At 68.5% G+C, this 24,821-nt stretch carries 30 protein-coding genes and 1 pseudogene; 16 read left to right on the top strand and 15 right to left on the bottom strand.

Annotated features, from left to right (window positions below; all coding sequences use genetic code 11):
* Positions 1-21 precede the first annotated feature (21 nt).
* The 7 genes from N7640_RS15875 to N7640_RS15845 all read left to right on the top strand — a co-directional run bounded on the left by N7640_RS15875 (position 22) and on the right by N7640_RS15845 (position 6,095).
* Entirely contained in the window at positions 22-150 is a 129-nt protein-coding gene (locus tag N7640_RS15875; protein ID WP_262880149.1) for a PSPA7_2676 family Cys-rich small protein, read from the top strand.
* Between the two features lie 23 nt (positions 151-173).
* A complete protein-coding gene (locus N7640_RS15870) occupies positions 174-1,037 on the top strand; it encodes a Ku protein (protein ID WP_279905727.1) in 864 nt (287 codons plus the stop codon).
* A gap of 15 nt (positions 1,038-1,052) precedes the next feature.
* Positions 1,053-3,560: a DNA ligase D gene (ligD, locus tag N7640_RS15865; RefSeq protein ID WP_279905726.1), complete on the top strand. Its 2,508-nt coding sequence runs from the start codon at positions 1,053-1,055 to the stop codon at positions 3,558-3,560.
* Positions 3,561-3,582: 22 nt separating this feature from the next.
* Positions 3,583-4,443 (top strand): SDR family oxidoreductase, encoded by an 861-nt coding sequence (locus N7640_RS15860; protein ID WP_279905725.1) that lies wholly within the window; start codon positions 3,583-3,585, stop codon positions 4,441-4,443.
* A gap of 520 nt (positions 4,444-4,963) precedes the next feature.
* Entirely contained in the window at positions 4,964-5,203 is a 240-nt protein-coding gene (gene rpsU, locus N7640_RS15855; protein ID WP_279905740.1) for a 30S ribosomal protein S21, read from the top strand.
* A 94-nt stretch (positions 5,204-5,297) separates the two neighbouring features.
* Complete coding sequence (locus tag N7640_RS15850) at positions 5,298-5,741, top strand: hypothetical protein (protein WP_279905724.1); 444 nt, start codon at positions 5,298-5,300, stop codon at positions 5,739-5,741.
* Between the two features lie 48 nt (positions 5,742-5,789).
* On the top strand, positions 5,790-6,095 hold the full coding sequence (locus N7640_RS15845; protein ID WP_279905723.1) for a hypothetical protein: 306 nt from the start codon (positions 5,790-5,792) through the stop codon (positions 6,093-6,095).
* 344 nt (positions 6,096-6,439) lie between these two features.
* Here the strand turns inward: N7640_RS15845 and N7640_RS15840 are convergent, their stop codons facing one another.
* The 3 genes from N7640_RS15840 to N7640_RS15830 all read right to left on the bottom strand — a co-directional run bounded on the left by N7640_RS15840 (position 6,440) and on the right by N7640_RS15830 (position 9,759).
* On the bottom strand, positions 6,440-7,369 hold the full coding sequence (locus N7640_RS15840) for an endonuclease/exonuclease/phosphatase family protein (RefSeq protein ID WP_279905722.1): 930 nt from the start codon (positions 7,367-7,369) through the stop codon (positions 6,440-6,442).
* A 61-nt stretch (positions 7,370-7,430) separates the two neighbouring features.
* Positions 7,431-8,726, bottom strand: coding sequence for a leucine-rich repeat-containing protein kinase family protein (locus tag N7640_RS15835; RefSeq protein ID WP_279905721.1), 1,296 nt, complete (start codon positions 8,724-8,726; stop codon positions 7,431-7,433).
* On the bottom strand, positions 8,719-9,759 hold the full coding sequence (locus tag N7640_RS15830) for an RNA methyltransferase (protein ID WP_279905720.1): 1,041 nt from the start codon (positions 9,757-9,759) through the stop codon (positions 8,719-8,721). Before N7640_RS15830 ends, N7640_RS15835 begins: the two co-directional genes overlap by 8 nt.
* A 423-nt stretch (positions 9,760-10,182) precedes the next feature.
* Here N7640_RS15830 and N7640_RS15825 point away from each other — a divergent pair, with 423 nt between their 5' ends.
* Complete coding sequence (locus N7640_RS15825; RefSeq protein WP_220813591.1) at positions 10,183-10,476, top strand: DUF1883 domain-containing protein; 294 nt, start codon at positions 10,183-10,185, stop codon at positions 10,474-10,476.
* A gap of 54 nt (positions 10,477-10,530) precedes the next feature.
* Here the strand turns inward: N7640_RS15825 and N7640_RS15820 are convergent, their stop codons facing one another.
* The 8 genes from N7640_RS15820 to N7640_RS15785 form a co-directional block, all read right to left on the bottom strand.
* A complete protein-coding gene (locus N7640_RS15820; protein ID WP_279905719.1) occupies positions 10,531-11,019 on the bottom strand; it encodes a hypothetical protein in 489 nt (162 codons plus the stop codon).
* Positions 11,020-11,097: 78 nt separating this feature from the next.
* Positions 11,098-11,286: a hypothetical protein gene (locus N7640_RS15815; protein WP_279905718.1), complete on the bottom strand. Its 189-nt coding sequence runs from the start codon at positions 11,284-11,286 to the stop codon at positions 11,098-11,100.
* Complete coding sequence (locus N7640_RS15810) at positions 11,286-11,987, bottom strand: YebC/PmpR family DNA-binding transcriptional regulator (protein WP_279905717.1); 702 nt, start codon at positions 11,985-11,987, stop codon at positions 11,286-11,288. The genes N7640_RS15815 and N7640_RS15810 overlap by 1 nt, the downstream gene beginning before the upstream one ends.
* A 303-nt stretch (positions 11,988-12,290) precedes the next feature.
* A complete protein-coding gene (locus N7640_RS15805; protein WP_279905715.1) occupies positions 12,291-13,097 on the bottom strand; it encodes a methyltransferase in 807 nt (268 codons plus the stop codon).
* Between the two features lie 100 nt (positions 13,098-13,197).
* Positions 13,198-13,479: a peptidylprolyl isomerase gene (locus tag N7640_RS15800; RefSeq protein WP_220813586.1), complete on the bottom strand. Its 282-nt coding sequence runs from the start codon at positions 13,477-13,479 to the stop codon at positions 13,198-13,200.
* Positions 13,480-13,614: 135 nt separating this feature from the next.
* Complete coding sequence (locus tag N7640_RS15795; RefSeq protein ID WP_279905714.1) at positions 13,615-15,564, bottom strand: AAA family ATPase; 1,950 nt, start codon at positions 15,562-15,564, stop codon at positions 13,615-13,617.
* Positions 15,565-15,773: 209 nt separating this feature from the next.
* Positions 15,774-15,920: a hypothetical protein gene (locus N7640_RS15790; protein WP_279905713.1), complete on the bottom strand. Its 147-nt coding sequence runs from the start codon at positions 15,918-15,920 to the stop codon at positions 15,774-15,776.
* Between the two features lie 80 nt (positions 15,921-16,000).
* On the bottom strand, positions 16,001-16,558 hold the full coding sequence (locus N7640_RS15785; protein ID WP_279905711.1) for a GNAT family N-acetyltransferase: 558 nt from the start codon (positions 16,556-16,558) through the stop codon (positions 16,001-16,003).
* A 274-nt stretch (positions 16,559-16,832) separates the two neighbouring features.
* Between N7640_RS15785 and N7640_RS15780 the strand changes: the two genes are divergently transcribed.
* From N7640_RS15780 to N7640_RS15765, 4 genes are all read left to right on the top strand, one after another.
* Positions 16,833-17,090, top strand: coding sequence for a transmembrane sensor/regulator PpyR (locus tag N7640_RS15780; protein ID WP_279905709.1), 258 nt, complete (start codon positions 16,833-16,835; stop codon positions 17,088-17,090).
* Positions 17,077-18,261, top strand: a complete 1,185-nt coding sequence (locus tag N7640_RS15775) for an NnrS family protein (RefSeq protein ID WP_279905708.1) — start codon at positions 17,077-17,079, stop codon at positions 18,259-18,261. Before N7640_RS15780 ends, N7640_RS15775 begins: the two co-directional genes overlap by 14 nt.
* Before the next feature lie 146 nt (positions 18,262-18,407).
* Positions 18,408-18,872, top strand: coding sequence for a hypothetical protein (locus N7640_RS15770; protein WP_279905707.1), 465 nt, complete (start codon positions 18,408-18,410; stop codon positions 18,870-18,872).
* On the top strand, positions 18,811-19,170 hold the full coding sequence (locus N7640_RS15765) for a S24 family peptidase (RefSeq protein ID WP_347815597.1): 360 nt from the start codon (positions 18,811-18,813) through the stop codon (positions 19,168-19,170). The genes N7640_RS15770 and N7640_RS15765 overlap by 62 nt, the downstream gene beginning before the upstream one ends.
* Before the next feature lie 78 nt (positions 19,171-19,248).
* Here N7640_RS15765 and N7640_RS15760 read toward each other — a convergent pair whose 3' ends face one another.
* Both N7640_RS15760 and N7640_RS15755 read right to left on the bottom strand, forming a co-directional pair.
* The gene (locus N7640_RS15760) at positions 19,249-19,887 is read right to left on the bottom strand and encodes a flagellar biosynthesis protein (RefSeq protein WP_279905706.1); all 639 of its coding nucleotides are present in this window, start codon (positions 19,885-19,887) and stop codon (positions 19,249-19,251) included.
* Between the two features lie 135 nt (positions 19,888-20,022).
* Positions 20,023-20,166: pseudogene (locus N7640_RS15755) on the bottom strand (SAM-dependent methyltransferase); the annotation flags it as partial.
* 125 nt (positions 20,167-20,291) lie between these two features.
* Between N7640_RS15755 and N7640_RS15750 the strand changes: the two are divergent.
* Positions 20,292-21,143: a CAP domain-containing protein gene (locus N7640_RS15750; RefSeq protein ID WP_279905705.1), complete on the top strand. Its 852-nt coding sequence runs from the start codon at positions 20,292-20,294 to the stop codon at positions 21,141-21,143.
* Positions 21,144-21,270: 127 nt separating this feature from the next.
* On the opposite strand, the gene N7640_RS15745 is transcribed toward N7640_RS15750, so the two are convergent.
* A complete protein-coding gene (locus tag N7640_RS15745) occupies positions 21,271-21,858 on the bottom strand; it encodes an NAD(P)H-dependent oxidoreductase (protein WP_220813577.1) in 588 nt (195 codons plus the stop codon).
* A 154-nt stretch (positions 21,859-22,012) separates the two neighbouring features.
* Here N7640_RS15745 and N7640_RS15740 point away from each other — a divergent pair, with 154 nt between their 5' ends.
* Positions 22,013-22,303 (top strand): putative quinol monooxygenase, encoded by a 291-nt coding sequence (locus N7640_RS15740; RefSeq protein ID WP_279905703.1) that lies wholly within the window; start codon positions 22,013-22,015, stop codon positions 22,301-22,303.
* A gap of 12 nt (positions 22,304-22,315) precedes the next feature.
* Here the strand turns inward: N7640_RS15740 and N7640_RS15735 are convergent, their stop codons facing one another.
* A complete protein-coding gene (locus N7640_RS15735) occupies positions 22,316-23,476 on the bottom strand; it encodes a methyl-accepting chemotaxis protein (RefSeq protein ID WP_279905702.1) in 1,161 nt (386 codons plus the stop codon).
* Between the two features lie 219 nt (positions 23,477-23,695).
* Between N7640_RS15735 and N7640_RS15730 the strand changes: the two genes are divergently transcribed.
* Together N7640_RS15730 and N7640_RS15725 are read left to right on the top strand one after the other, a co-directional pair.
* Positions 23,696-23,908 (top strand): hypothetical protein, encoded by a 213-nt coding sequence (locus N7640_RS15730; RefSeq protein ID WP_220813575.1) that lies wholly within the window; start codon positions 23,696-23,698, stop codon positions 23,906-23,908.
* Between the two features lie 153 nt (positions 23,909-24,061).
* Positions 24,062-24,821 (top strand): MetQ/NlpA family ABC transporter substrate-binding protein (locus N7640_RS15725; protein ID WP_279906210.1); only part of this gene is annotated, 760 nt, incomplete at its 3' end.

Genomic DNA, 24,821 nt, shown 5'->3' with positions numbered 1-24,821 from the left:
CGCCGGCCGAAGGAGGCACCCATGACTATCCGATGCTTGATTGCAGGTTGCAGCTGGTCCGCTGGCGTCGCCACGCTGATCGGCAAGGAAACCCTGCTTTGCCAGTGCTGCAGCCGCTGCGGCAGCTTCCGCTACGTACCGGGTGAATAGCCGCCACCCCTGGAGCCACGACCATGCCGCGAGCCATCTGGAAAGGCGCCATCAGCTTCGGTCTGGTCCACATCCCGGTCGCGCTGGCCTCGGCCACCGCGTCCCACGGCGTGGACTTCGACTGGCTGGACCAGCGCAGCATGGAGCCGGTCGGCTACAAGCGGGTGAACAAGGTCACCGGCAAGGAAGTCACCAAGGAAAATATCGTCAAGGGCGTGGCCTACGAGAAGGGTCGCTACGTGGTGCTCAGCGAGGAGGAAATCCGCGCGGCGCACCCGGAATCGACCCAGACCATCGACATCTTCGCCTTCGTCGACAGCCAGCAGATCCCGCTGCAGAACATCGACACGCCGTACTACCTGGCCCCGGACCGTCGCGGCGAGAAGGTCTACGCGCTGCTGCGCGAGGCGCTCGCCGGCACCGGCAAGGTGGCCCTGGCCCACGTCGTGCTGCACACCCGCCAGCACCTGGCGGCGCTGATGCCGCTGGAGTCGGCGCTGGTGCTGGTGATGCTGCGCTGGCCCGGCGAGGTGCGCGGCCTGGAAACGCTGGAGCTGAGCCCGGCGGTGACCCGGCCCAAGCTGGCCAAGAGCGAGCTGGACATGGCCAAGCGCCTGATCAGGGACATGAGCGACGAGTGGCGGCCCGAGGCATACGTGGACAGCTTCCAGGACCGCATCATGGAACTGGTCGAGCGCAAGGCCAGGGCCGGCAAGATCGAGGACGTGGAGCGGATCGAGGGCCAGGAAGAGCGGCGCAGCGCCGACGTCATCGACCTCACCGAACTGCTCAAGCGCAGCCTCGGCGGCAAGCCTGCCGACAAGCCGAAGAAGCCCGCGGGCAAGGGCACGGCGGCGCGCAAGCCGGCCAAGACCGCGCGCAAGTAGGCGGGGAGCCCGACCATGGCCAGGGCGCAGAGCGAATACAACCGCAAACGCGATTTCGAGCGCACCAGCGAGCCCCCCGAGCGGCCCGGCAAGCGGCGCGGCAAGGTTGGCGCGCTGCGCTTCGTGATCCAGAAGCACGACGCCCGGCGCCTGCACTACGACTTCCGCCTGGAACTGGATGGCGCCCTGAAGAGCTGGGCGGTGCCCAAGGGACCGAGCCTGGACCCGCGCGACAAGCGTCTGGCCGTGCACGTCGAGGACCACCCGCTGGACTACGCCGGCTTCGAGGGCAGCATCCCCCAGGGCAACTACGGCGCCGGCGACGTCATCGTCTGGGACCACGGCATCTGGCAACCGCACGACGACCCGGCCGCCGCCTACGCGGCCGGCAAGCTCAAGTTCACCCTGGTCGGCGAGAAGCTGGCCGGCGACTGGACCCTGGTACGGACCCGCCTGCGCGGCAGCGGCGACAAGGAACAGTGGCTGCTGATCAAGGAACGCGACGACACCGCCCGCTCCAGCGACGACTACGACATCGTCGAGGCGCAGCCGCAGAGCGTGCTCAGCGGCGCGCTGGTCGGCGGGCCGAGCAAGGCCAGGCGCAAGCCGGCGGGCAAGGCGAAGGCGGCGCCCGACTCGGCGTTCCCCGACAGCCTGGCGCCGCAACTGGCGACCCTGGTCGAGCGGCCGCCGGAAGGGGAGTGGCTGTACGAGGTGAAGTTCGACGGCTACCGCATCCTCGCCCGCATCGCCAGCGGCGAGGTGCGCCTGTTCACCCGCAACGGCCACGACTGGACCCCGCGCCTGCCGCTGCAGGCCAAGGCCCTGGCCAGGCTCGGCCTGCGCGACAGCTGGCTGGACGGCGAGGTGGTGGTGCTCAACGAGCAGGGCCTGCCGGACTTCCAGCAGCTGCAGAACGCCTTCGACATCGGCCGCAGCCACGACATCCTCTACTACCTGTTCGACGCTCCCTTCATCGACGGCGAGGACCTGCGCCAGGCGCCGCTGGAAACCCGCCGGGAGCGGCTCAGGCAGGCCCTGGGCGAGACCCGCGACGGTCCGCTGCGCTTCTCCGCCGCCTTCGCCGCCCAGCATCGGGACATCGTCGAGAGTGCCTGCGCCCTGGCCCTGGAAGGGGTGATCGGCAAGCGCGCCGGCAGCCCCTACGTGTCGCGCCGCAGCCCGGACTGGATCAAGCTCAAGTGCCGCCTGCGCCAGGAATTCGTCATCGTCGGCCACACCAGGCCCCAGGGCAGCCGCAGTGGTTTCGGCGCGCTGCTGCTGGCGGTCAACGGCGACGACGGCCTGCGCTACGCCGGGCGGGTCGGCACCGGCTTCGGCGAGATGGCACTCAAGGAACTGCACCAGCGCCTGACGAAACTAGCGCGCGCCGACTCGCCGCTGGCCCACACGCTGACCTCGGCCCAGGCCCGCGGCGTGAGCTGGGTGGAGCCGCGACTGGTGGGCGAGGTGGAATTCGCCGAGTGGACCCAGGAAGGCATCGTGCGCCAGGCCAGCTTCATCGCCCTGCGCAGCGACAAGCCGGCGGCACAGATCGTCCGCGAACGCCCCGGCGCGTTCCCCGCGCCCGAACCCAGGCAGGGTGCGGCGAAGGCCGGACGGGGCAAGCCGGTGGTCGCCGGGGTGCCAATCAGCAACCCGCAGCGGGTGATCGACCCGGAGAGCGACACCACCAAACTGCAACTGGCCGAGTTCTACGCGAGCATCGCCGACTGGCTGCTGCCCTACCTGGACAATCGCCCGGTATCGCTGGTGCGCGCGCCGGACGGCGTCGGCGGCGAGCAGTTCTTCCAGAAGCACGCCGAGCGCCTGGCGATCCCCCACATCAAGCACCTGGACCCGGCGCTGGACCCCGGCCACGCCCGCTTGATGGAGATCGACAGCCTGCCGGCGCTGGTCGGCGCCGCGCAGATGGGCTGCATCGAACTGCACACCTGGGGCGCCACCAGCGACCGCATCGAGACCCCCGACCACTTCGTGCTCGACCTCGACCCGGACCCGGCGCTGCCCTGGCGCAGCATGCTGGAAGCGACCCGCCTGACCCTGGCCGTGCTCGACGAACTGGGCCTGCAGGCCTTCCTCAAGACCAGCGGCGGCAAGGGCATCCACATCATCGTGCCGCTGGCCCGGCGTGCCGGCTGGGACACGGTCAAGGCCTTCGCCAAGGCGCTCGCCCAATTCATGGCGCGGCAACTACCGGAGCGTTTCACCGCCACCTCCGGGCCGAAGAACCGGGTCGGCAAAATCTTCATCGACTACCTGCGCAACGGCCGCGGCGCCAGCACGGTTGCCGCCTATTCGGTGCGCGCCCGGCTGGGACTGCCGGTGTCGGTGCCCATCGCCCGCGACGAGCTGGACGACCTGCGCAGCGCCCGGCAATGGACCATCGGCAACCTGCGCCAGCGCCTGGACGGGCTCCGCCAGGACCCCTGGCACGGCTACGCCAACCGCCAGCGCCTGACCCGCGCCATGTGGGTGCGGCTCGGCGCCACACCCCCTTGAACGATTTTCGGAGGACCTTGCGATGAGCGACGACAAGCAGACCCTGCCCGCGCAGCACCAGGACATTGCCCACGGCCGCGAAGGCCGCATGCACCCGCAGCCGGTATACATCGACGAGCGCTACCGCGGCGCCGGCAAGCTGGAAGGCAAGGTGGCCATCATCAGCGGCGCCGACAGCGGCATCGGCCGGGCGGTGGCCGTGCACTTCGCCGAGGAGGGCTGCGACATCGTGCTGCTCTACCTCGACAGCGAGGAGGACGCCCGCCACACCCAGGCCGAGATCGAGCGACGCGGCCGCCGGGTGCTGCCGCTGCCCGGCGACGTGGCCGACGCCGGCTTCTGCCAGCGGGTGGTGGGCGAGACCCTGGGCCAGTGGGGACGCATCGACATCCTGATCAACAACGCCGGCGAGCAGCAGCCCCAGGACGGCCTGGAAGACATCAGTGAGCAGCAGTGGGAGCGCACCTTCCGCACCAACATCTTCGGCATGTTCCAGCTGACCAAGGCGGTGCTGCCGCACCTGAAGGACGGCTCGGCGATCGTCAACACCACCTCGATCACCGCCTACAAGGGCAACCCCATGCTGCTGGACTACTCGTCCACCAAGGGCGCCATCACCACCTTCACCCGTTCCCTGGCGCTGAACCTGGTCAAGCGCGGCATCCGCGTCAACGCCGTGGCGCCGGGGCCGATCTGGACTCCGCTGATCCCCTCCACCTTCCCCGAAGACAAGGTCGCCACCTTCGGCGCGGAAACCCCGATGCAGCGCCCCGGCCAACCGGCGGAAGTGGCCCCGGCCTTCGTCTACCTGGCCAGCAACGACTCCTCCTACGTCAGCGGGCAGGTGCTGCACGTGAACGGCGGGTACGTGGTCAACGGTTAGCAGGGATCACGGAGGGTTGGGTAATTCCGCGTCGGGCAGTAGGATGGCGGCCTCCGACAGGATGAACAGGAAAGGATTCCAATGCTTCTCGACAGCTCGCAAGGACCGGTGCCCTTCGCTTTGCCGATGACCGACAAGGCTCTTGCACGGCAGGCGTCGGTCGCGCGTGACCGTTTCCCGCCCAGGCATGAGGTCGATCCGCAGGGGGCTTGCCGGTGAACTGGAGAGCGCTGCGCCGAACCGGATTCGGCCGCACCTGGCGCGCCTCGCTCCTGGAGTTGTTGGACGAATTTCTGGTATCCGCCGGCTTCCTCATCGCCCTCCTGGCAGGGCTCTACTACGGCTCCTGGTGGGTATCGGGCTGCGCTCTGCTGGCCGTGTTCCTGGTCAGTACCCTGGTTCGCCGTGTGCTGTCAGGCGGTACGGGTCAGTAAACGCCACGATTCTGTTTACAATTCCGCCAGCAATCCAAGAAGGACAGGTGTCAGTCCATAAAACGCAGACGATGACAGTGAGCGTCATGCTGGAAGAGGGCGAGTGCATCGACCTGGCACTGCGCCAGTTGGGCCGGAAGGTTGAGAGCGAGCTGGGGCGCCGGTGGCACAAGCGACGATATGGCTACTATGAAAAGCCGTCGGTGTTGAAGCGCAAGAGCAGGAAAATGGAGAAGCTCGCCATACAGTCAGGAGGGACGCTGTGGCTCAGGATCGGTTTGAAAGCGCAATTTTCCAGAAATGGTAATCCGGCCGCGGGGCGCTGATCGCGCGGTCATCTTCCAGTCATGCGCCCAAGTCGCGCATCTCGTTCGGGGGGCAGGCTGAGGCCTGCCCCCCCGCATAATCGTCAGGCCTTTCATGAAACGACTGCTCGACTTCCTGCTTTCCATGCTTCTCCCACCCGCCTCGACGGCTCAACAGACGACCTGGGAGACGGAGCCGACCGAAACGGAGGTCGGCATCCATGTCATCCCCAACTTCGGAGATGACCCCGTGATCCACTCTCCGGACATCGATGAGGCCGCCGTGCGTTCTGCGCTGCAGAGCGTCGACTGGGTGAACGGCTTCCACCAGGTGGTGGTCGTGCTGTCGCCCGGGACCTCGATGGAGGTGGGCGGCAGCCTCGATCCCGAGCACGGCCTCTCCGCCATGTACAGGAACCGCCGCGAGGGGATCGCGGCCGTCACGCGTGAAGCGCCGGAAACCCTGGGCGATCTGGAGGCCATCCTGCTTGCCTTCATCGAGCCGGGTGATGGGTGGCAGCAGGTCCAGGCGTTCAATTTCCACTACGGCGTGCGCTAGCCGCACCTTCCCCTCTGCCGCGTCGCTGGCTTATTACCAGGCAAATTCGTGAAGCCCATTCCGCTGAACAACCCCTGGCGTCAAAGAAGAAGTACCGTTTTCACTGGCGTGCTCCTTGCGGTCGTCTCCGTACTGATGGCAGAGCCCAGTACGTGGATTGGCGTAGCCATCACCCTGGCTACTGTGCCCTTCATACTGCTCGCGTTCTTTGAGGTCAGGGTTCGCTGGCACAGGCGCTTTGGCGGCAGCACGTTCATGTCTATCGTGTTTTTCTTCGCAATCCTGTTGGCCGCCTTGGCCATCCTGCATCTGGCAAAGCAACTGCAACCCTATATCGGTATGCACTTCGCCTGACGAATGCTGCTCGCTCTGAGCTGAAGACCGCCTCTTAACTGATGGTTAGGGTAATAACCACGATGCCAAGCCAGTGCTCAACCAACGTCTGTGATGAATGTGGAAGCTTGTTCTATTTCGAGAGTTCGGAGATGGACGCTCTGTGCCCGGAATGTGCCCATGCTCTTTACGGGTACCCCGTTTGCGTACACGTCTTCAAAGAGGGTCGCTGCTCAAAATGTTTCTGGGACGGTTCGGTCTCGCCCTATATCCAGAAAATTCGAAGCAGTGGCCCGGCGACCTAGATTCAATGCCGTTTGCTCCGGTCACTCGGGACCGATCGGGTTCTACCCCTTGACCAAGTGTCAGCGACAGGCGCCGTCGACCAGTTCGACGCGCGCCAGCACCGGCAGGTGGTCCGACCCCAGGTCGGGGCCGCGCTCGCTGCTGAGCAGGCGCCAGTGGGCCGAGGCCAGCACGTGGTCGATGGGGATGCCGACCAGGCCCAGCCCCGCGCTTGGCCAGGTCGGGCCGAGGCCGCTGGCGCGGTGCCAGCCGAGGGCGTCGAGGCCGGCGAAGGCGCTCGACCAGGGGCTGGCGTTGAGGTCGCCGGCGAGCAGGGCGGGGCCGGCGCCGCTGGCCTGGATCAGTTGTTTCAGCAGCCGGTCGCGGCGCGCCTGGTCTTCCGGCAGCAGCGGCGGCATGGGGTGGAAGGCGGTCATGCTCAGGGCGCAGCCGGCGAATTCCAGCTGCGCCCGCAGGTGGACGATGCCTTGGTCGTCGCGGCCCTTGTGGCCCTGTTCCAGCGGCAGGCGGGAGAGCAGGGCGATACCGAAGGGCGAGTGCTCGGCATGCACCAGCCGGTGCGGATAGCCGGGCAGCTTTTCCAGTTCCCGGGCGTAGCGCGGCGAGACTTCCAGCAGCACCACCAGGTCCGGTCGGGCCTGTTCCAGCCAGGCGGCCAGCGGCGCCAGGTCGGTGCTGTCCAGATGCAGGTTGGCGCTGGCCACGCGCAGTTGCGGGCCTTCCCCGCTACCTGACGGCAGCACGGGCGCGGCGCTCAGCCAGGGCAGCGGCACGGCCAGCAACATCAGCAGCCAGCGCCGCTCGCGCCAGGCGCCGCCCAGGGCGGTCAGCGCCAGGCCGGCGGCGAACAGCCATTGCCAGTGGCTGGCCAGGTCGAGCAGCCAGGGCAGGGTGCCCTCGGCGCCGGCCAGCGGCCGCAGCCAGGGCAGCAGCAGGCCGAGCAGGCAGGCGAGGGCGAGGAACCAGAGGTCGTAGCGAAGTGGCTGCATGGGCGGGAGCCGGCGATGGGCGGAGCGCGGAGCATGGCCGCTGCGCCCCGGGCCGGCAAGTTCAGCGGGCGAGCCGGTTGAGGATTTCGGCGAAATCGGGACGCTCGTCCGGGTTCGCCGCGTCGCAGTGGCGCTGCAGCTGCCACAGGGCTTCCGGCACGTCGGCGTCGCAGCGCTGCAGCAGTTCTTCCAGCAGGCAACCGAAGGCGCGCGCCTCGATGCGTTGCAGGGCAGCGCCGGCGGCGCTGTGCGGGGCGAAGAAGGAGGCGGCGCCGAAGTCGCCGAGCAGGCAGTGGCCAGTGGCGTCGACCAGCAGGTTGTGGGCGTACAGGTCGCCGTGGAGGATGCCGCGTCGGTGCAGGTGGGCCACCGCGGCGGCCGCGCCACGGGCGATGCGCAGCGCCTCGTCCACGGCGAAGCGGCGGCCCTCGGGGTAGATGTCGCGGGTGCAACTGGCCAGGGATGGCGGGCCGGCCAGGTTGCGGTAGTGCGGGCCGATCAGTTCCAGCAGCAACCCGGCCGGCTCGCCGGGGCGCTCGGCCAGCGGGCCGGCCACGCGGATCAGGTTGTCCTGCTCGCCGGCGGCCAGGCAGGCGGCCATTTCGCTGTGGGGCAGGCCGTCGCTGGTCAGCTCGCCTTTGAACAGCTTGGCTGCCATGGTGCGCGCGGGCTGGCCTGGGCGCCGCCAGTCGGCGCGGCGGATGATGCCCGAGGCACCCTGGCCGAGCACCTCGCCCAGCTCGATCCGGTCGCGCTCGATGGCCGGCAGCGGATGACGCGCCAGGGCCTCGCTGGCGTCGCTGCCCGGGTTGCCGGCGAAGGCCAGCCAGGCCAGGCGCGGCAGGTGCAGCAGCCAGTCGGGCAGGGCCTCGATGCGGTTGGCGGCGATGCGCAGCAGTTCCAGCCGGTGCAGGGCGGCCATGCTCTGCGGCAGCGCGCGCAGGTGGTTGCCGGCCAGCATCAGCTTCTGCAGGCGCGGGCGTTCGCCCAGTTCGGCGGGCAGGGCTTCGACGCGGTTGTCGGTGAGGATCAGCCAGCGCAGCCGGGCCGGCAGCGCGGCGGCCGGCACCTGGCGGATGCGGTTGGCCTTGAAGCCGACCATTTCCAGCTGCGGGCAGTCGCCGAGCGCTTCCGGCAGGGTCTCGAAGGGGTTGTCCGAGCAGAACAGCACTTTCAGCCTGTGCAGCCGCGACAGGTCGTGGGGCAGGGCGGTGAGGCAGTTGCCGCTGAGGTTGAGCACTTCCAGGCTGTCGGCCAGGTCGAAGATCTCGCGGGGGAATTCGTCGAGGTCGGCGGCCAGGTCCAGGCGGGTGATGCCGGCCAGTTCGCCACGGCGCAGCTGTTCCAGGCTATGCATGGGGGCGCCGCAGGCGGCTGGTGTTGACCACGTCCACCGCCCGGGCGCGCAGCTGGCCGCAGCCGCCGTCGATGTCCTGGCCGGCGCTGTTGCGTACCTTGGTCAGCACGCCGCGGCTGTGCAGGTAGCGGACCATCTCGACGATGCGCTCGCCGTCCGGGCGCTGGTAGTCGTCCAGTTCCAGGCTGTTGTAGGGGATCAGGTTGAGCACCGCGTAGCGGCCCTTGAACAGGCGCAGGATGGCGTCCATCTCGGCCTGGCTGTCGTTGATGCCCTTGAGCAGGGTCCACTGGTACTGGATCGGGTAGCCGACCCGGCGGGCGTAGGTTTCGCCGAGGGTCATCAACTCCTCGGGGGCGATCTTCGGCGCCCTGGGCAGCAGGCGCTCGCGCAGGGCGGCGTCGGTGCTGTGCAGCGACAGGGCCAGCGCCGGCTTGACCCGCTGCTGTGGCAGGCGCTCGAACACCCGCGGGTCGCCGACGGTGGAGAACACCAGGTTCTTGTGGCCGATGCCGCCGTCGGTGCCGAGCAGGTCGATGGCTTCCAGCACGTTGTCGAGGTTGTGCGCCGGCTCGCCCATGCCCATGAACACGACCTTCTTCACCGGCCGGCGGCGGCGCGCCAGGGCCACCTGGGCGACGATCTCGGCGCTGCTGACCTGGCGCAGCAGGCCACTCTTGCCGGTCATGCAGAACACGCAGCCCACGGCGCAGCCGACCTGGGTGGACACGCACAGGCCGTCGCGCGGCAGCAGCACGCTTTCCACCATCTGGCCGTCGCCCAGTTCCACCAGCAGGCGTACCGAGCCGTCGGCGGCCGGGTGCTCGGAGCGCACCCGGGCCAGGCCCTCCAGTTCGTCGCTCAGCTGCGGCAGGCCGTTGCGCACGGACAGCGGCAGGAAGTGCTCGGTGTGCTGGCGGCGGGTGCCGGCATCGAGCGGCTTGCCCTGCAGCCAGGCGCGCACCACCCGGCCGCTGTGGGCGGGCAGGGCGCCGAGGTCGGCGAGGCGGCGGTGGATGTCGGAGATGCGCATGGGGCGCGCATGCTACCACCGGCGCGGGCGGGCGTCAGGGCTGGAGGTGCGGGGAGACCTGGTTCTGCCGGGGCTGGTTGTACCGGAGGGCTATGTCCGAGTCGGCTGCTGTGGGTGAACTCAAGCCCTGTGGGAGCGGCCTTGGCCGCGAAGCATTGCTGTCGGCCTCGTTCGCGGACAAGTCCGCTCCCACATTCGCCGGCAGATGCCCGGCGGCAGGGCCTCTCGGTCCGGCCGGGGCTGGTGGTACCGGAAGGCTATGCCCGGGTCGGCTGTTGTGGGTGAACTCGAACCCTGTGGGAGCGGCCTTGGCCGCGAAGCTTTGCTGTCGGCTCGGTTCGCGGACAAGTCCGCTCCCACATTCGCCGGCAGCCGCCTGGCGACTCGGGCGTGCTATCGTCCGCGTTTTTTGCGGAGACCGTGATGAAGTTCATCCACCAGCGCGAATACCTGAGCGAGGGCGACCTGGTCGTCATCCAGTGTTCGCAGCCGTGCAACATCCGCCTGATGAACGATGCGAACTTCCGCAGCTTCAAGAACGGCGGCCGGCACAGTTACCACGGCGGCGCCTTCGAGCGCTTCCCGGCGCGCATCAGCGTGCCCAGCGACGGTTTCTGGAACGTCACCCTGGACACCGTTACCCGCCGCGCGGTCAGTGTGACGCGCAAGCCGAAGATGGAGTATTCGATCCGCTTCGTGCGCCGCTCCGGTTCCTGAGTTGGTCACGTCGGGCAGGTAAAAACGTACACCGGGTCGCGGGTTGCACCCGCCCTACCGTGGGGCGCGTTCGGCTTCGTTCAGGTTGATCTGGCCGGCGGCGCCGACCTTGCGGCCCTCGGCGGTGTCGACCAGGCGCAGGGCGAGCTTGAATTCCGGCCAGTCCTTGCCTTGCACCTGCAGCAGGCCGTCCGCCTCGCAGCGGTAGGGCTCGAAGCCCTCGTCGGGCGAGTCCTGGGCGTCGAGGAGCAGGTCCATGCCCCAGCCCAGTTCCGGGTCCACGGCCAGGCCCCGTTCATGCTCGGCGATATAGCCTTCGACGAGGACGGGTGCGGCCAGCGGCTGTTCCTTCAGCCAGGCCTCGACGGGTTGCTCCGAGCGGCTGTCGATCAGTTCCAGATAGCTGTCCATGAAGGCCACCGCCAGCGCGCTGTCCGTTGCGCAGTCGGCCAGGGCCGGCAGGGGCAGCAGGGCGAGCAGCGCCAGGGCCCAGGTGCGCGGGCCGGCTTTGCAGGTCTGGGTGAGGGTGCGAGGGTCGCGCATGAGGCCGCTCCGTGGTCCGGGGAGTTGCGAGCTTAGCGGAAGGCCGGCTCGGCGGCGTGGCGCAGGTCGCGAAACGGATCAGCCGGCGCTCAGGCGCTGCAGTTCGCGGCGCACCATGGCCGCGTATTCGGGCGGGGAGAGGCGGTACAGTTCGGCGGCCACGTGGTCCAGCCAGCGCGCGCCGAGCTGTTCGCGCCCGGCGAGCAGGCGCCGGGCCTCGGCCTCGGCGCGCTGGGCGTGCTGCTGGTGGTAGGCGGCCCGGCTCATCAGCCGGAGAGGCCGACGTAGACGTTCTGCACGTCGTCGTGGCCGTCGATGGCCTCGAGGAAGGCTTCGACTTCTTCCAGTTGTTCCGGGGTCAGGCTGGTCACTGGGTTCTTCGGCCGGTAGCCGAGCTTGGCCGAGCTCACGGTGAAGCCGAATTCCGGCAGGGCCTTGCACACGGCGTCCACGTCGGTCGGTTCGGTGATGAACAGGGTGGAGCCTTCCTCGTCCGGCTCGAAGTCCTGGGCGCCGGCCTCGATGGCGGCCAGTTCCGGGTCGGCGCCGCTGTCGGTGCTCGCCTCGATCAGGCCGACGTGGTCGAAGTCCCAGCTCACCGAGCCGGAGGCGCCGAGCTGGCCCTTGCGGAACAGCACGCGGATTTCGGCGACGGTGCGGTTCACGTTGTCGGTCAGGCATTCGACGATCAGCGGCACCTGGTGCGGCGCGAAGCCTTCGTAGGTGGTGCGTTCGAAGTTGACGGTCTCGCCGAGCAGGCCGGCGCCTTTCTTGATGGCCCGTTCCAGGGTGTCCTTGGGCATCGAGGCCTTCTTGGCTGCATGCACGGCGACGCGCAGCTTGGCGTTGGTGTCCGGGTCGGCACCACCGCGCGCGGCGACCATGATCTCCTTGACCAGGCGGCCGAAGATCTTGCCCCTGGCGTTGGCTGCGGCTTCTTTAGGTTTGGCTTTCCACTGTGCGCCCATGGCGGTGTTCTCGCGGGTTGCGTGTGACGGAGCCCCGCGCGGGCGGGGCGAGTTGAGGGGACGGATTCTAACGGCTGATCCCGGTGATCGTCATCCGGCCGCCGGGTCGGGGCATGCCGGTGCCGGTTTTCCGGGCGCGTGTGAGGGGTTGTCCGGCGCCAGGATGGCGCCGGACAGTCGATCGGGACAGCAGGCTATGCGCATGCACATTCCAATGCACCGTCATCCCCGCGAAGGCGGGGACCCAGTGTGCTCGGCATGTGGATTCCCGCCTTCGCGGGAATGACGGCGTGTGGTGTGTGGCTAGCGTGTCTGTGCAGGCTCTTCACCCGCTGGCTCCGCCGGTTTGACGAACAGCACGGTCATCCGGTCCGGCTCGCCGACCACCTGGTGGCCGGCGCGATCGTGGCCTTCTTCCTCGGCCGGGCGATCGCGGGCGTCCTGCGGGTTGCTGTGCATCTGCTCGACGGTGGCGAGCACGAAGCCGGCGTCCTTGGCCTTCTGCACCACGTAGTCGGTGGGCAGGTAGCCGGTCTCCTCGGCGGCCTCGGGCTTGGCGCCCTGTTCCGCGCGGTAGGCCACCACGCCGAACTTGCCGCCCGGCTTGAGCACCTGGTAGGCGGCCTCGAACATGGCGCCGTCGGCCTTGGCGGCGGTCCAGTCCTGCACGTCGTCGAAGCTCAGCACCAGGTCGGCCGACTGCGGCTTGCCGAGCACCGGTTGCTGCGGGTCGAAGTCGAGCACCTTGACCTTGTCGTAGCGCGCCGGGTCCTGTTCGAACTTGCGCCGCAGCGGGTCGTCGGCGCCCTTGGCCAGGGCGGCGACGTACTGGCCCTCGTCACGCACCAGAGGGGCGATGATCTCGCTGTACCAGCCGTCGCCGGGGTTGATCTCGATCACCGTCTGGCTGTGGGTCAGGTCGAAGAAGCGCAGGGTTTCCACCGGCCGGCGGCCGGGGTCGAGCAGGCGGTTCTCGGGCGAGCGCCAGTCGCCGGCCAGCACGTTGTTGAAGCGGTCGTCGGCGATACGGCCGGCGCTGTCGAGCGGTTCGGCGGCGTGGGCGCCGGTGGTAAGCAGAAGGGCGAGCAGCAGGGGCAGGCGGGCAGGCATGGGGAGGTTCCTCCGGACGGGCTTCATGAACTGAAGACCCCGCCGGGCGGCGGAACGCTCCACCTAATTTGCCCGTTCCGGTCGGAACGGGCGGCAGGCGTCAGTCCTGGCGGCTGGTGACTTCCACCAGGTGGTAGCCGAACTGGGTCTTGACCGGGCCCTGGACTTCGCCGACCGGGGCGCTGAACACCACCTGGTCGAACTCGCGGACCATCTGGCCGGGGCCGAAGCTGCCCAGGTTGCCGCCGTCGCGGCTGGACGGGCAGGAGGAGTTCTCCTTGGCCAGCTGGGCGAAGTCGGCGCCGCCCTGGATGGCGGCTTTCAGTTCGTTGCACTTGTCTTCGCTGGAAACCAGGATGTGGCGTGCGGTGGCTCGGGCCATGGGGATTATCTCCGTTGTGAAACGTTCTAGAGGGGCCTGTCGCCAGTAGGGTGTGCCGCGCACACCGGTGCGCGAGGCGCACCCTACCGGTGACAGGCCTTGCGAAGGAGCGCGAGACTAGCGCAATCCCGTGGCTCAGGCCATGCCCGGGCCGGCCTCCTGCGGCTCTTCCACGTCCAGGTCGAAGTACGGGTCGAAGCCGTTCACCGGGCTGGCTGCCACCCGTTCCAGGTGGCAGGGGCGGACGGGCAGGTCGGCGTGGCGCGGCTCCCCCAGCAGGGCGCGGACGGCTTCGGTGACAGCCTCGCCGGCCACCGTTTCCTCTTCCAGCAGGCGCCGGGTGATGTCCTGCAGGGCGGGGCGCAGGCGCTGCAGCAGGGCCAGGCAGTCGCGGTCCAGCTCCTGCAGCAGGCGGTCGGCCTCGGCCAGCGCCTCGCGCGGGTCGCTGTCCAGGTGGGCGTCGCGCACCGCCTGCAGGCTGAGCAGCGAGCCGCTGGGCGCCATGCCCAGCGAGGCGACCATGGACAGCGCCAGCCGGCTGGCCTCGTGCAGGTCCTGGCCGGCGCCGGACGACACCTCGGCGAAGTGCAGGCGCTCGGCGCCGCGGCCGGCCAGCAGCATCTGGATGCGCGCGCGCAGCTCGGATTCCAGGTGCAGGCGCTTGTCTTCCACCGGGGTCACCAGGGTCACGCCCAGGGCCTGGCCGCGCGGCAGGATGGTGACCTTCTCCACCCGCCCGCAGCCGAGCGCGGCGGCGACGATGGCGTGGCCGGCCTCGTGCACGGCGATGCGCGTGCGCTCGGCGTCCGACAGCGGGCTGACGCCGGTCGGCTGCTCGCCGATGCGGCAGGTCTCCAGGGCGTCGACGCAGTGGCGCATGTTCACCTCGGCGTGCCGTTCGCGGGCGGCGAGCAGGGCGGCGTGGTTGACGATGTAGGCGATGGCGGCCGGCGTCAGGCCGACGCTGTTGCGCGCCAGCTGGGCGTGGTCGAGGTCGTCGGCGGCCTTGACCTTGCCGACGTAGAGGCGGAACAGCTGCTCGCGCTCGGCCAGGCCGGGCAGGCCGACGGCGATGTTGCGGTCGAAGCGGCCTTCGCGCAGCAGGGCCGGGTCCAGCGAGTTGGGGAAGTTGGTGGCGGCCAGCACCAGCACGCCGCTGTCGGCGGCGAAGCCGTCCATCTCGGTGAGGAACTGGTTGATGATGCGGTTGGCCTCGGCGTCGCTGGAACGGCTCTGCTCGCCGCGCCGGCCGATGCCGTCGATCTCGTCGATGAAGACGATGCACGGCGCGTGTTTGCGCGCGGTGCGGAACAGCGACTTGACCTTGTGGATGCCGACGCCGAAGTACATCGAGGAGAAGTCGCTGCCGGTGACCTGGATGAAGTGCGCGCCGCACTCGCCGGCCAGGGCCTTGGCCAGCTGGGTCTTGCCGGTGCCGGGCTCGCCGGTCAGTAGCACGCCCTTGGGCGGCCGCGCGCCGAGGGTGGCGAAGGCGGCCGGGTCGCGCAGGTAGGTGGTGACGTCCTGCAGGGCGAGCTTGGCCTCGCTGGCGCCGATCACGTCGGCGAAGCGCACGCCGGTGTTGTGCTTGAGCGCCTGCTGCGGGCGCAGTTTCCACACCACCAGGCCGATGCCGAGCAGCAGGATCAGCAGCAGCGGCCACTGGCCCTTCAGCTCGCGGTACCAGGGCGCCTCGCCGTCGGTGTCGAACAGGCTGACCGGGAACAGCATGGCGCCGCTGCCGTAGTCGCGCAGGATCATCTCGCCGATGCGCCCGGACTGGTCGGCCAGCCAGTAGCGCTGGCCCTCGCGGGTGGTGACGTAGACCGCCTCGTCGCTCAGCGCGGCGCTGGCGATGCGGCCGTCGCGCATGTCGCGCACCAGGGCGGAGAGGTCGCGGCGCTGGGCGGTCCAGGGCGCGGTGGACTGGCGCAGCTCGGCCAGCATCGTGGCCGAGGCGTCGCCGGCCGGCGGCGTGGCGGGGGTGCGCGACTGCCAGTAGGCGAGCGTCAGGGCGAGCAGGGCGATGCACAGGGCGGCGGCGCCGAACAGGCGCCGGTGGCGAAGGAAGAACGACTTGGTCATGGCGATCCCGGAGTGGTGATACAGCGCCCGGCGAAGGGGCAATCCAGGCGGCAACGAGGCTCCGCTCGCGAGGGGCCGCTGCGCGGGGGCAGCGATTCGGCACGCGAGCGGATTATCGGCGTCGGCAGTGACGGTTTAAGCGATCAGGGACGAACGGGCATACCGCCGGTCGATCTAGCGAAGCGGCAGGAAGCACTCAGGCGCAGCGGCTAGCGCGGCAGCAGGGGGCCGGGTTCGGGCACCGGAGCCGGCAGCGGGGCCACTTCCTCCAGGTTCTCGCGGACTGCCTCGGGCAGTTCCTCGCCCGGGGTCGCGGGTTCCGGCGCGGGTGCCGGGGTGGCGGGATCGTCGGCCATGGCGGGTATCCGGAAAGGGCTACCTGAGGTTGGTCCGCGCCGCCGTGCCAGGGTTCCTTCCATAAAAAACCACGCGGGTTTCACCCGCCCTGCGTTTTTCGCCGCAGCCATTGTTCGCGGGTGATCTCCCAGAGTTCGGAGGGCAGGCGGCCGGAGACGTAGTCCTTTTCCACCACCTCCACCAGGCGCATGCCGCCGCGCTCGGAGATGCGCCGCGAGGCCAGGTTGGGCACCGCCTTGGGCGCGCGCAGCACGGGGCGCTGCAGTACCTCGAACCAGTAGCCGGTCACCGCCTCGCAGGCCTCCTGCATCAGGCCCCGGCGCTGCCAGCGCGGGTCGAGCCAGAAGCCGCGGTTGTTGTCCGGCTCGTCGCTGAGCGTGATGACGCCGATCAGTGTCCCCGGCTCGTCCTGCCGGCGGATGCTCCAGTGCCACTCGCGGCCCTCGGCCATGGCCGGCAGGGACACGTCGCGCATGAAGCTCAGCGCGCCGTCCTCGGGATAGGGCCAGGGCACCCGGCTGGCCAGGTAGCGGACGATCTCCCACTGCGGAAACAGCGCCTGGATGGCCGGGGCGTCGGCCAGCTCCAGCGGCCGCAGGATCAGGCGGCGGGTGGTGAGGGTGGGCAGGCTGGGCATGGGGTGGTTCCGATGTAGGGTGTGCCGCGCGCACCGCCGGTCCGTTCGCGAAGCCGGTGCGCATGGCGCACCCTACCGCATGTTGCCGTCCGGGAGTTGTGCGCTGGTTGTAGTCATTTTGATTCGTTGCTGTCTGTATGACTCTTTCTTGGCTTGTGTCTTTTTGACTATTTATTCGTATCTGGCTGATTCAAAAGGAATAAATTCCTGGCATGAGTTCTGATACGGAAGAGGCAAAGGGGCTTTCCGGCCCTCGCTCAAGGGAGACACCGCCATGATCGAGTTCTTCAACTGCCCGCACAACGTGCTGCGCACCTCCACCCGGATGCTGCTCGCCGGGCTGGCGATCCTGCTGGCCGGCGTGGTCGGCGCCTACGGGATGGAAGGACAGTTGAGCATTCCCGCCTTGGTGACCGCCCACGCCGGGGTGATAATCGGCCCCACCCTGTTGAAGATCGGCTACGTAATGCGCCTGCTGGCCCACCACTACCTGCGCAAACAAGGCTGGGAGGCGAACTGTGCAAGTGCTTGACCGTCGCGCCGCGCTGTCCATACCGCCCCTGTGGCGCCTGGGGTTCCGCCCCTTCTTCCTCGGCGGCGCGCTGTTCGCCCTGCTCGCGGTGGCCCTGTGGGGCGCCGCGCTGGCGGGCCATCCCGCGCTGCAGCCGCTGGGCGGCCTGCTGGCCTGGCACCGCCACGAGATGCTGTTCGGCTTCGGCCTGGCGATCATCGCCGGCTTCCTGCTCACCGCCGTGCAGACCTGGACCGGCCTGCCTAGCCTCTCCGGGCGGCCGCTGATGGCGCTGTTCGGCGCCTGGGCGGTGGGCCGCCTGGCCTGGTTCCTGCCGTTGCCGGTGGTGGTGCTGGCGCTGCTCCAGCTGGTCTTCGCCGTGGCCCTGGTGCTGGCCTTCGGCCGGATGATCCTCAAGGCGCGGCAGAAGCACAACGCGCCGATCGTCGTGGTGCTGGCCCTGCTCGGCGCCTGCCAGGCGCTGACCCTGTACGGCCTGGCGGCGGGCGACGACGGCCTGCAGCGGCGCGGCGTGCTGGCCGCGCTGTGGCTGGTGGCGGCGCTGATGGGCATCATCGGCGGCCGGGTGATTCCCTTCTTTACCCAGCGCGGGCTGGGCCTGGACAGCCAGGCGCCGGCCAAGCCCTGGCTGATGTGGAGCCTGCTCGCCGGCTCGCTGGGCATCGCCGCGCTGTTCGCCCTCGACCCCGGCCAGCAGCCGCGCCCGCTGGCCGCGCCGCTGTTCCTGCTGGTGGCCGGCCTGCATGTGGCGCGCCTGTGGCTGTGGTACCACCCGGGCATCTGGCGGGTGCCGCTGCTCTGGTCGCTGCACCTGGCCTATGCCTGGATGGCCGTGGCGGCGCTGGGCATGGCCCTGTGGCACCTGGGGCTGCTGCGCCAGCCGAGCCTGGCCAGCCACGCGCTGGCGGTCGGCGCCATGGGCGGGTTGATCCTGGCCATGCTGGCCCGGGTCAGCCTCGGCCACACCGGGCGGCCGCTGACGCCTCCCCGGGCCATGGCCTGGGCCTTCACGCTGCTGCACGGCGCGGCCCTGTCGCGGGTGCTGCTGGCCGGCTTCAGCAGCTACGGCCTGTGGCTGGCCGCGGCCGGCTGGTGCCTGGCCTTCGCCCTGTTCCTGCGCTACTACGCGGCGATGTTCTGGAGCGCCCGGGTGGACGGCCACCCCGGCTGAAGGCGGCAAGGGCTTGCCCGGGGCGGCAAGCCCTTTCCCGTCGCGACTCCCTGCGAAAGGGCCGCAGGCCCATAGCCACGGGCCTTGCGGACGCCTGGCCCGCATCCTGCACACGAACGGGGGCAAGCCACCCGCAGGGAGCCGCCATGACCACCATCAACAACACCTCGTCCCTGGCCACCTACCTGGCCAGTGCGAACAAGAACACCGCCGCTGCCACCTCCGCCGCCAGCCAGGAAAAGCCGGCCGAGACCGCCCGCGACCCCATCGCCGAGCTGCGCAGCCTGGCCCGGCAGATGGTCGCCCGCAGCGAAGGCGGCCTGCTGCGGGCGCTGTCCAGCGGCGCTACCAACAGCCAGCCGCTGGCCAGCGACCGCGTCTCGCTCGGCTCCGGCCTGAGCGGCGGCAGCGGCAAGATCGAGCTGCCCGACGTCTCCGCCCTGGACCGGGAGGACGCCGCCAAGCTGCTGGTGCAGGTGGAGAAGCTGATCGACGCCGGCCTGGGCGACAGCAAGGCCTTCGCCGGCAGCAACGGCGACAAGACCACCGATTCGCTGGCCACCTATCGCGACTGGTTGCAGGAGAAGGGCGGCATCAGCATCTACGTCTGACCGCCTGCAGGGTGTAGCTGAGGGGCAGGCGCCAGCGTTCGCGCAGCAGTCGCCACTCGCCGTCCTCACCGAGGGCGCGCCGATCTTGATCCGGCCGGATGGTTTTGAGTGGGTCAGCGGCAAGTTCTGCATCGCCAAGCAGCGTGACGGTGAAACCACCTTCAAGCAGTACATCTACGATGGCAGGCGCGAGTACCTAGTACCGCTGAACAAAGACTTCCGCCAGGTCGAAATGGATGACGAGTGGGATGTCATCGGACGGATCGTCGACGTGAAAGCGCCTAGGAGTGTGCCGTGAGCGCCTACTGCAATCACTACTCAACTTCAGTTCAGGTCGGGAAGCCAAACCGCTAGATCTGGCCTCCCGACAGGTTCATCACAACCCGTTACGGGTTTCTCTGATGATCTCCTGAAGTCCGGCTTCAGTGATTTGCTTCCATGCGCCCTCAGTCACCATCTGCCGGGATTCGGTTTTGAGGGTAGTCACTTCAGTTGCCACACCGCCATCAGTCTCGATCAGCAGCTTCGACTTGTTGTTCACCAAGATTGACAACGCGCTTGGACGCATCCACGACCAGAACTCTACAACACGCACTTTCACCTTAGAGGCGCCAGGGGTTGCCGCGTCAGTCACTACCTCATAACCGGCTTGCGTGTAGGCTTCGGCTACAGCATCCCTGATCAACTCGGATACCTTCCGCCCGGATGGAAGCAACACATCTCCCAAGCCCATCCCGTAGCCATTGCGCTTACGAGCGACTGCGCGCTGCGTAATTGACGAGTCATTGATCTCGCCATTCTTCAGCGACGGGATATCCGCCTCCTTGGGCTTGAGCTCAAATTTCCGTTCATCCACCGCGGTGATCGAAACGCGCTTCCCGTTGCTGCTGGCCACTTGGCCAGCTTGCGCCACGGGTACTCCGATATCGATCTCAGAGCGGCTAGTCGCGCAGCCTACGGTAACCGCGAGTGCACACATCAGTGCGGCAGCCCTCAACGTTCTTACTACAGCCATGTATCCATCCATGCGTAATTGGCTTCGCCGTCGCGGCGCAGCCGGCGGGGGCGATTATGTAGAAAGCCAGCCGTTGGCGCGAATGTGCGTCGAGGAAAGCGCGTAGTAGAGAGGTCACCTTAAAGATCGTGGCCTCAATCGAGGCAGGTCGAAGCGCACCACGGCGGACAGGTGCGCCGGGTCGGCGACGAAGGTTTCCACCTGGTAGTCCGGCGACGCGGCGTGCAGGCTGGCGCGCTCGTCCCAGTTGCTGCGGTTGAGGTCGAGCGAGTCGGTCATGGCGGCGATCCCTGCGGCAAATGAGGCGCCGACGGTAGCCCCGGGGCATCGGCGCGGCAAGCCCGCCTTTCATGTCGGCGGCCTAATCGCGCATGATGGGCGGCATCTGGACGATGGAGATTCCCATGCGCGTCATGTCACCCGTTCTGCGTCTCGCCACCCTGTCGCTCGGGCTGCTCGCCGCCTCGGCGGCGCACGCGGTCGACGAGGCCAGGCTGATCGAGGCGATCAACAGCTACCGAAGCCAGGCGCAGCGCTGTGCGGACCAGGCCTCGCCCGAGCTGCCGCCGCTGACCGCGGACATCCGCCTGGTGCTGCCGGCCACCGGCAGCGCGGACCTGCAGGACTCCCTGGCGCGTGCCGGCTACCCGATGGTCAACGTGCAGGCGATCACGCTGTCCGGCCCGCGCGACGCCGCCTCGGCCATGCAGGCCCTGCGCGAGAGCTTCTGCCGGGTGGTGCTCGACCCGCAGTACGTGGACGTGGGCGTCAGCCGCCAGGACCGCGACTGGCGCATCGTCCTGGCGCGGCCGCTGCTCGGCGGCCGCCTGGGCGACTGGCAGGCCGAGGGCCACAAGCTGCTGGAGCAGGTCAACCTGGCCCGCAGCCAGGCGCGCAACTGCGGCGACCAGCCCGTGCCGGCCGCCGCGCCGCTGGCCTGGAACGCCACCCTGGCGGGCACCGCCGAATCCCACAGCCGGGCCATGGCCAACGGCAACTTCTTCGACCACCGCGACCGCGAGGGCCGCACTCCGGGCGACCGGGCGGAGCTGGCCGGCTACAGCGGCCAGCGCATCGGCGAGAACATCGCCGCCGGCCTGGACGCCTCGGCCAAGGTGGTGGAGGGCTGGCTGGCCAGCCCCGGCCATTGCGCCAACCTGATGAGCACCGAGTTCAGCGAGATGGGCGCCGCCTACGCGGTGGACCCGAAGAGCGACGCGGGCATCTACTGGACGGCGCTGTTCGGCTCGCCCTGAGCCCCTGGGCTCTGTACGAAAAGTGCCTGCGCTCGGTGATGCTTCGTTAAAAACGGGTTCGTAAACTCCGCTTCCTCACCCGTTTTTGCCTCGCCTGACCTTCGCTCGACGACTTTTCGTACAGACCCTAGAGCGCCTGCAGCACCTCGCCCAGGTGCCGCTCGTAGCGCGCCACATCGCGTTCGATGTTTGGCATCTTCATCACGTCGGTGCAGAGGAAGGTGGGCAGGGCGCTCATGCCGAGGAACTGGTTGGCCTTGTGGAAGGGGAAGTACACCGCGTCCACGCCCTTGGCCTCGAAGAAGTCGGTGGGGTCGTCGAAGGCCTGCTGCGGGGCGTTCCAGGTCAGCGACAGCATGTAGCGCTTGCCGTGGATCAGGCCGCCGCTGCCGTACTTCTGCGAGGCGTCGGAGCGGGTGCGGCCGTCGTTGGCGTAGAGGCTGCCGTGGCCGGCGGTGAACACCTCGTCGAGGTACTGCTTGACGATCCACGGCGCGCCCATCCACCAGCCGGGCATCTGGTAGATCACCAGGTCGGCCCAGAGGATCTTCTGCACCTCTTCCGCCACGTCGTAGCCGGCGTCGATCTCGGTGGTCTTCACGTCGTGGCCGGCGCGGTCGAGGAAGGCCAGGGCGGTCTGGTGCAGGGTGGCGTTGTAGCGGCCGTCGGAATGGGCGAAGCGCTTGCCGCCGTTGAGGAGCAGGATCTTTTTCATGGAAGCCTCCGGGCATCGGGAATGGGCTGCAGAGTAGGCACTCGCGCCCGCCGGAAACAGTCGCCGGCGGGCAAATGATCATTGCCGAAAAGTCATGAATGAATTGGTTTCTGTTGCGCTAGGGTGTGGGCCTTTCCCGCAACGGAGTTCATCCATGTACGGCTTCATCCTCCACGCCCACACCCGGCCCGAGCGGGCCGAGGCCTTCGAGCGGCTGTTCCGCGCCCACGTCGAGAGCAGCCGGGCCGAGTCGGGCTGCCTGCAGTACCACATGCTGCGCGATGCCGAGGACCCGACCCTGTTCATCTTCTTCGAGGTCTGGGCCTCGAAGGCGCACCTGGTGGTACACAGCGACCAGCCGCACATGCGCGATTTCCACGCCCGGCGCATGGAGTACCTGCGCCGCGACTTCGAGATCCGCGAGATCGAGATGCTCAGCGCCTGACACCCGCGCCGCTCACACCGCGCGCAGCCGCGGCCGCTCCACGGCGGGTGCCGCCAGGCCCTTGTCGTGCTCGGCGAGTACCCGGCCGACGATGCGCATCACCTCGACGTTGGCCGCCTCCATGGTGGCGAGGCGTTCCAGGGTCACCTCCAGGCGGCGCTCGGCGAAGGCCGCGATGGCCTCGGCGCCGCACTGGTGGACCTGCTGGTGCGGCCGCTCGATCAGGCGGAACTCGCGGCTGCCGCGCAGCGCCTCGTGGCCGTCGCCGTAGTACCAGCGGCCGAACGGGCATTGCTCCTCGCTCGGCAGCCCGGCGTCGCCGCCGTGGAGGATGGCCTCGTACACCGAGGCCTTGAGCGACAGCTCGGCCAGGTTGGCCAGTTCGATGCCGGCGCGGAAGAACGACTGGCCGATCTCCCGGTGCATGCGCTGGGCCTGGCCGTGGACGTCGAGCATGGCGGCGCTGGCCTCGGTGGTCATGGCGTGGAAACGGTTGGCGCTGCCGGCGTGGTCGCGGATTTCCTGCTGGGCGGCGTGGATGACGTTCTGGATGTCGGCCGTCTCGCGGACGATGTCCTGAGTAGCGCTGGCGGTCTTCTCCGCCAGGTCGCGGATCTCGCCGGCGACCACCGCGAAGCCGCGGCCGGATTCGCCGGCGCGCGCCGCCTCGATGGCCGCGTTGAGCGCCAGCAGGTTGGTCTGGCTGGCGATGCTGCCGATCAGGCCGACGATGCGGTCGATCTCGCCGGCCCGCGCCACCAGTTCCGAGATGCGCCGTTCGAGGCTGGCCAGGCCGTTCTCCATGCGCTGCGATTCCTCCTGCAGGTGGCCGAACTTGAGCTTGTTCTGGATCGCCGCGCCGGCGACGTCCTGGGCGCGCCGGTTGTTCTCGTCGAGGCGGGCGTTGAGGTAGCCGAACGACTCGCCGACGTGGTGGATGGAGTGGCCGAACTTCAGCAGGTTCTCGGCCAGGCCCTGGTAGAAGGCCAGGTCCGTCTGCAGGCGGGTGTCCTGGCGGCACTGGCGCAGTTCCTCGCGCAGCGCGTCGGCTTCCCGCTCGCAGGCGGCGAGGTGTTCGCGCAGGGCGTCGTGTTCGGCTTCGAGGGTGCGATGGCGGCTGGCGCTGACGAAGAGCATGGGGATCACCGATGGATTTCTGGAAAAGTTGTCCATGCGGATCACTTTTCGTGCCAGCGAGATTTTCCTTTCCAATCAGTGTCTTGTGGTGATGCTGTCGTTTCGACCGGGTGTCTTCGTGACCGCATCGCGGTCCGAATGACTCCCATGTAACGATTGGCAAAGGTCTTCCGTCGGCGCACCGGGCGGCTGCAACAAAAAGGCAACGAGGGCGGAGTAGGGTGCCTGCTCGTTCATCGGCAAGAGCTGTTTTCCATGCGTGTGACACGATCGATCCGCAAGACCCTCGACCTGGTGGCCAGCCACAACGAGGACGCCGCGCTGGCCGTGATGCGGGCCGCCGAGCGCACCGGCGACCAGCTGCTGCGCCAGCAGCTGCTCAACGTGGTGCACCTGCTCAATCAGGACGCCCAGGACCTGCGCGCCGCCCGCGCGCAGATGAGCGACGGCGAGCTGCGTCGCGCCTGATTTTTGATTTTGGATATATAAAAATAAGAAAACATTATTTTATGGAATAAAAGAAAATCCGTACCGTCTCGCTACCCGCCTACCCACGGACCACAACCCCTTCTGCCGCGGGCTGACGATCCAGCCGCGGCGTATCGAGCGAGACGAACGGACATGAACAAGACCCTGCTGTTGACCGCCCTGGCGGCCGCCCTTTCCGCCACCCTGGCCCATGCCGGCGAGAAGCTGAGCGTGGCCGCCACCCCGGTGCCCCACGCGGAAATCCTCGAACTGGTGAAACCGCAGCTGGCCCGGGAGGGCGTCGATCTGGACGTCAAGGTGTTCACCGACTACGTGCAGCCCAACCTGCAGGTGAGCCAGAAGCAGCTGGACGCCAACTACTTCCAGACCAAGCCCTACCTGGACACCTTCAACAAGGACCGCGGCACCAACCTGGTGATCGTCAAGGGCGTGCACGTCGAGCCCTTCGGCGGCTACTCGCTGAAGTACAAGTCGCTCAAGGACCTGCCGGACGGCGCGACCATCGCTCTGCCCAACGAGGGTAGCAACAGCGGCCGCGCCCTGCTCCTGCTGCAGAAGGCCGGCCTGATCGTGCTCAAGGACCCGAACAACGCCCTGGCCACGCCCAAGGACATCGCCGAGAACCCGCACGGGTTCAAGTTCCGGGAGCTGGAGGCGGCCATCCTGCCGCGGGTGCTGGACCAGGTCGACCTGGCGCTGATCAACACCAACTACGCCCTGGAAGCCAAGCTGAACCCCGGCAAGGACGCGCTGGTGATCGAGGGCAGCGACTCGCCCTACGTCAACTACCTGGTGTCGCGCCCGGACAACCAGGACAGCGACGCCATCCGCAAGCTCTCCGCGGCGCTGACCAGCCCGGAAGTGAAGGCCTTCATCGAGAAACGCTACTCGG

The organism is Pseudomonas sp. GD04015 (genome assembly GCF_029837675.1).
Lineage (GTDB): Bacteria > Pseudomonadota > Gammaproteobacteria > Pseudomonadales > Pseudomonadaceae > Aquipseudomonas > Aquipseudomonas paralcaligenes.
Note: the sequence above shows the minus strand (reverse complement) of the source record. Positions and strands in the feature narration are given on the sequence as shown.

Bases quoted from the DNA above. Each gene is read 5' to 3' on its own strand.
- N7640_RS15875 (WP_262880149.1), top strand. From the start codon at position 22: ATGACTATCCGATGCTTGATTGCAGGTTGCAGCTGGTCCGCTGGCGTC.
- N7640_RS15870 (WP_279905727.1), top strand. From the start codon at position 174: ATGCCGCGAGCCATCTGGAAAGGCGCCATCAGCTTCGGTCTGGTCCAC.
- ligD (WP_279905726.1), top strand. From the start codon at position 1,053: ATGGCCAGGGCGCAGAGCGAATACAACCGCAAACGCGATTTCGAGCGC.
- N7640_RS15860 (WP_279905725.1), top strand. From the start codon at position 3,583: ATGAGCGACGACAAGCAGACCCTGCCCGCGCAGCACCAGGACATTGCC.
- rpsU (WP_279905740.1), top strand. From the start codon at position 4,964: ATGCTGGAAGAGGGCGAGTGCATCGACCTGGCACTGCGCCAGTTGGGC.
- N7640_RS15850 (WP_279905724.1), top strand. From the start codon at position 5,298: ATGAAACGACTGCTCGACTTCCTGCTTTCCATGCTTCTCCCACCCGCC.
- N7640_RS15840 (WP_279905722.1), bottom strand. From the start codon at position 7,369: ATGCAGCCACTTCGCTACGACCTCTGGTTCCTCGCCCTCGCCTGCCTG.
- N7640_RS15835 (WP_279905721.1), bottom strand. From the start codon at position 8,726: ATGCATAGCCTGGAACAGCTGCGCCGTGGCGAACTGGCCGGCATCACC.
- N7640_RS15830 (WP_279905720.1), bottom strand. From the start codon at position 9,759: ATGCGCATCTCCGACATCCACCGCCGCCTCGCCGACCTCGGCGCCCTG.
- N7640_RS15825 (WP_220813591.1), top strand. From the start codon at position 10,183: ATGAAGTTCATCCACCAGCGCGAATACCTGAGCGAGGGCGACCTGGTC.
- N7640_RS15820 (WP_279905719.1), bottom strand. From the start codon at position 11,019: ATGCGCGACCCTCGCACCCTCACCCAGACCTGCAAAGCCGGCCCGCGC.
- N7640_RS15815 (WP_279905718.1), bottom strand. From the start codon at position 11,286: ATGAGCCGGGCCGCCTACCACCAGCAGCACGCCCAGCGCGCCGAGGCC.
- N7640_RS15810 (WP_279905717.1), bottom strand. From the start codon at position 11,987: ATGGGCGCACAGTGGAAAGCCAAACCTAAAGAAGCCGCAGCCAACGCC.
- N7640_RS15805 (WP_279905715.1), bottom strand. From the start codon at position 13,097: ATGCCTGCCCGCCTGCCCCTGCTGCTCGCCCTTCTGCTTACCACCGGC.
- N7640_RS15800 (WP_220813586.1), bottom strand. From the start codon at position 13,479: ATGGCCCGAGCCACCGCACGCCACATCCTGGTTTCCAGCGAAGACAAG.
- N7640_RS15795 (WP_279905714.1), bottom strand. From the start codon at position 15,564: ATGACCAAGTCGTTCTTCCTTCGCCACCGGCGCCTGTTCGGCGCCGCC.
- N7640_RS15790 (WP_279905713.1), bottom strand. From the start codon at position 15,920: ATGGCCGACGATCCCGCCACCCCGGCACCCGCGCCGGAACCCGCGACC.
- N7640_RS15785 (WP_279905711.1), bottom strand. From the start codon at position 16,558: ATGCCCAGCCTGCCCACCCTCACCACCCGCCGCCTGATCCTGCGGCCG.
- N7640_RS15780 (WP_279905709.1), top strand. From the start codon at position 16,833: ATGATCGAGTTCTTCAACTGCCCGCACAACGTGCTGCGCACCTCCACC.
- N7640_RS15770 (WP_279905707.1), top strand. From the start codon at position 18,408: ATGACCACCATCAACAACACCTCGTCCCTGGCCACCTACCTGGCCAGT.
- N7640_RS15760 (WP_279905706.1), bottom strand. From the start codon at position 19,887: ATGGCTGTAGTAAGAACGTTGAGGGCTGCCGCACTGATGTGTGCACTC.
- N7640_RS15750 (WP_279905705.1), top strand. From the start codon at position 20,292: ATGCGCGTCATGTCACCCGTTCTGCGTCTCGCCACCCTGTCGCTCGGG.
- N7640_RS15745 (WP_220813577.1), bottom strand. From the start codon at position 21,858: ATGAAAAAGATCCTGCTCCTCAACGGCGGCAAGCGCTTCGCCCATTCC.
- N7640_RS15740 (WP_279905703.1), top strand. From the start codon at position 22,013: ATGTACGGCTTCATCCTCCACGCCCACACCCGGCCCGAGCGGGCCGAG.
- N7640_RS15735 (WP_279905702.1), bottom strand. From the start codon at position 23,476: ATGGACAACTTTTCCAGAAATCCATCGGTGATCCCCATGCTCTTCGTC.
- N7640_RS15730 (WP_220813575.1), top strand. From the start codon at position 23,696: ATGCGTGTGACACGATCGATCCGCAAGACCCTCGACCTGGTGGCCAGC.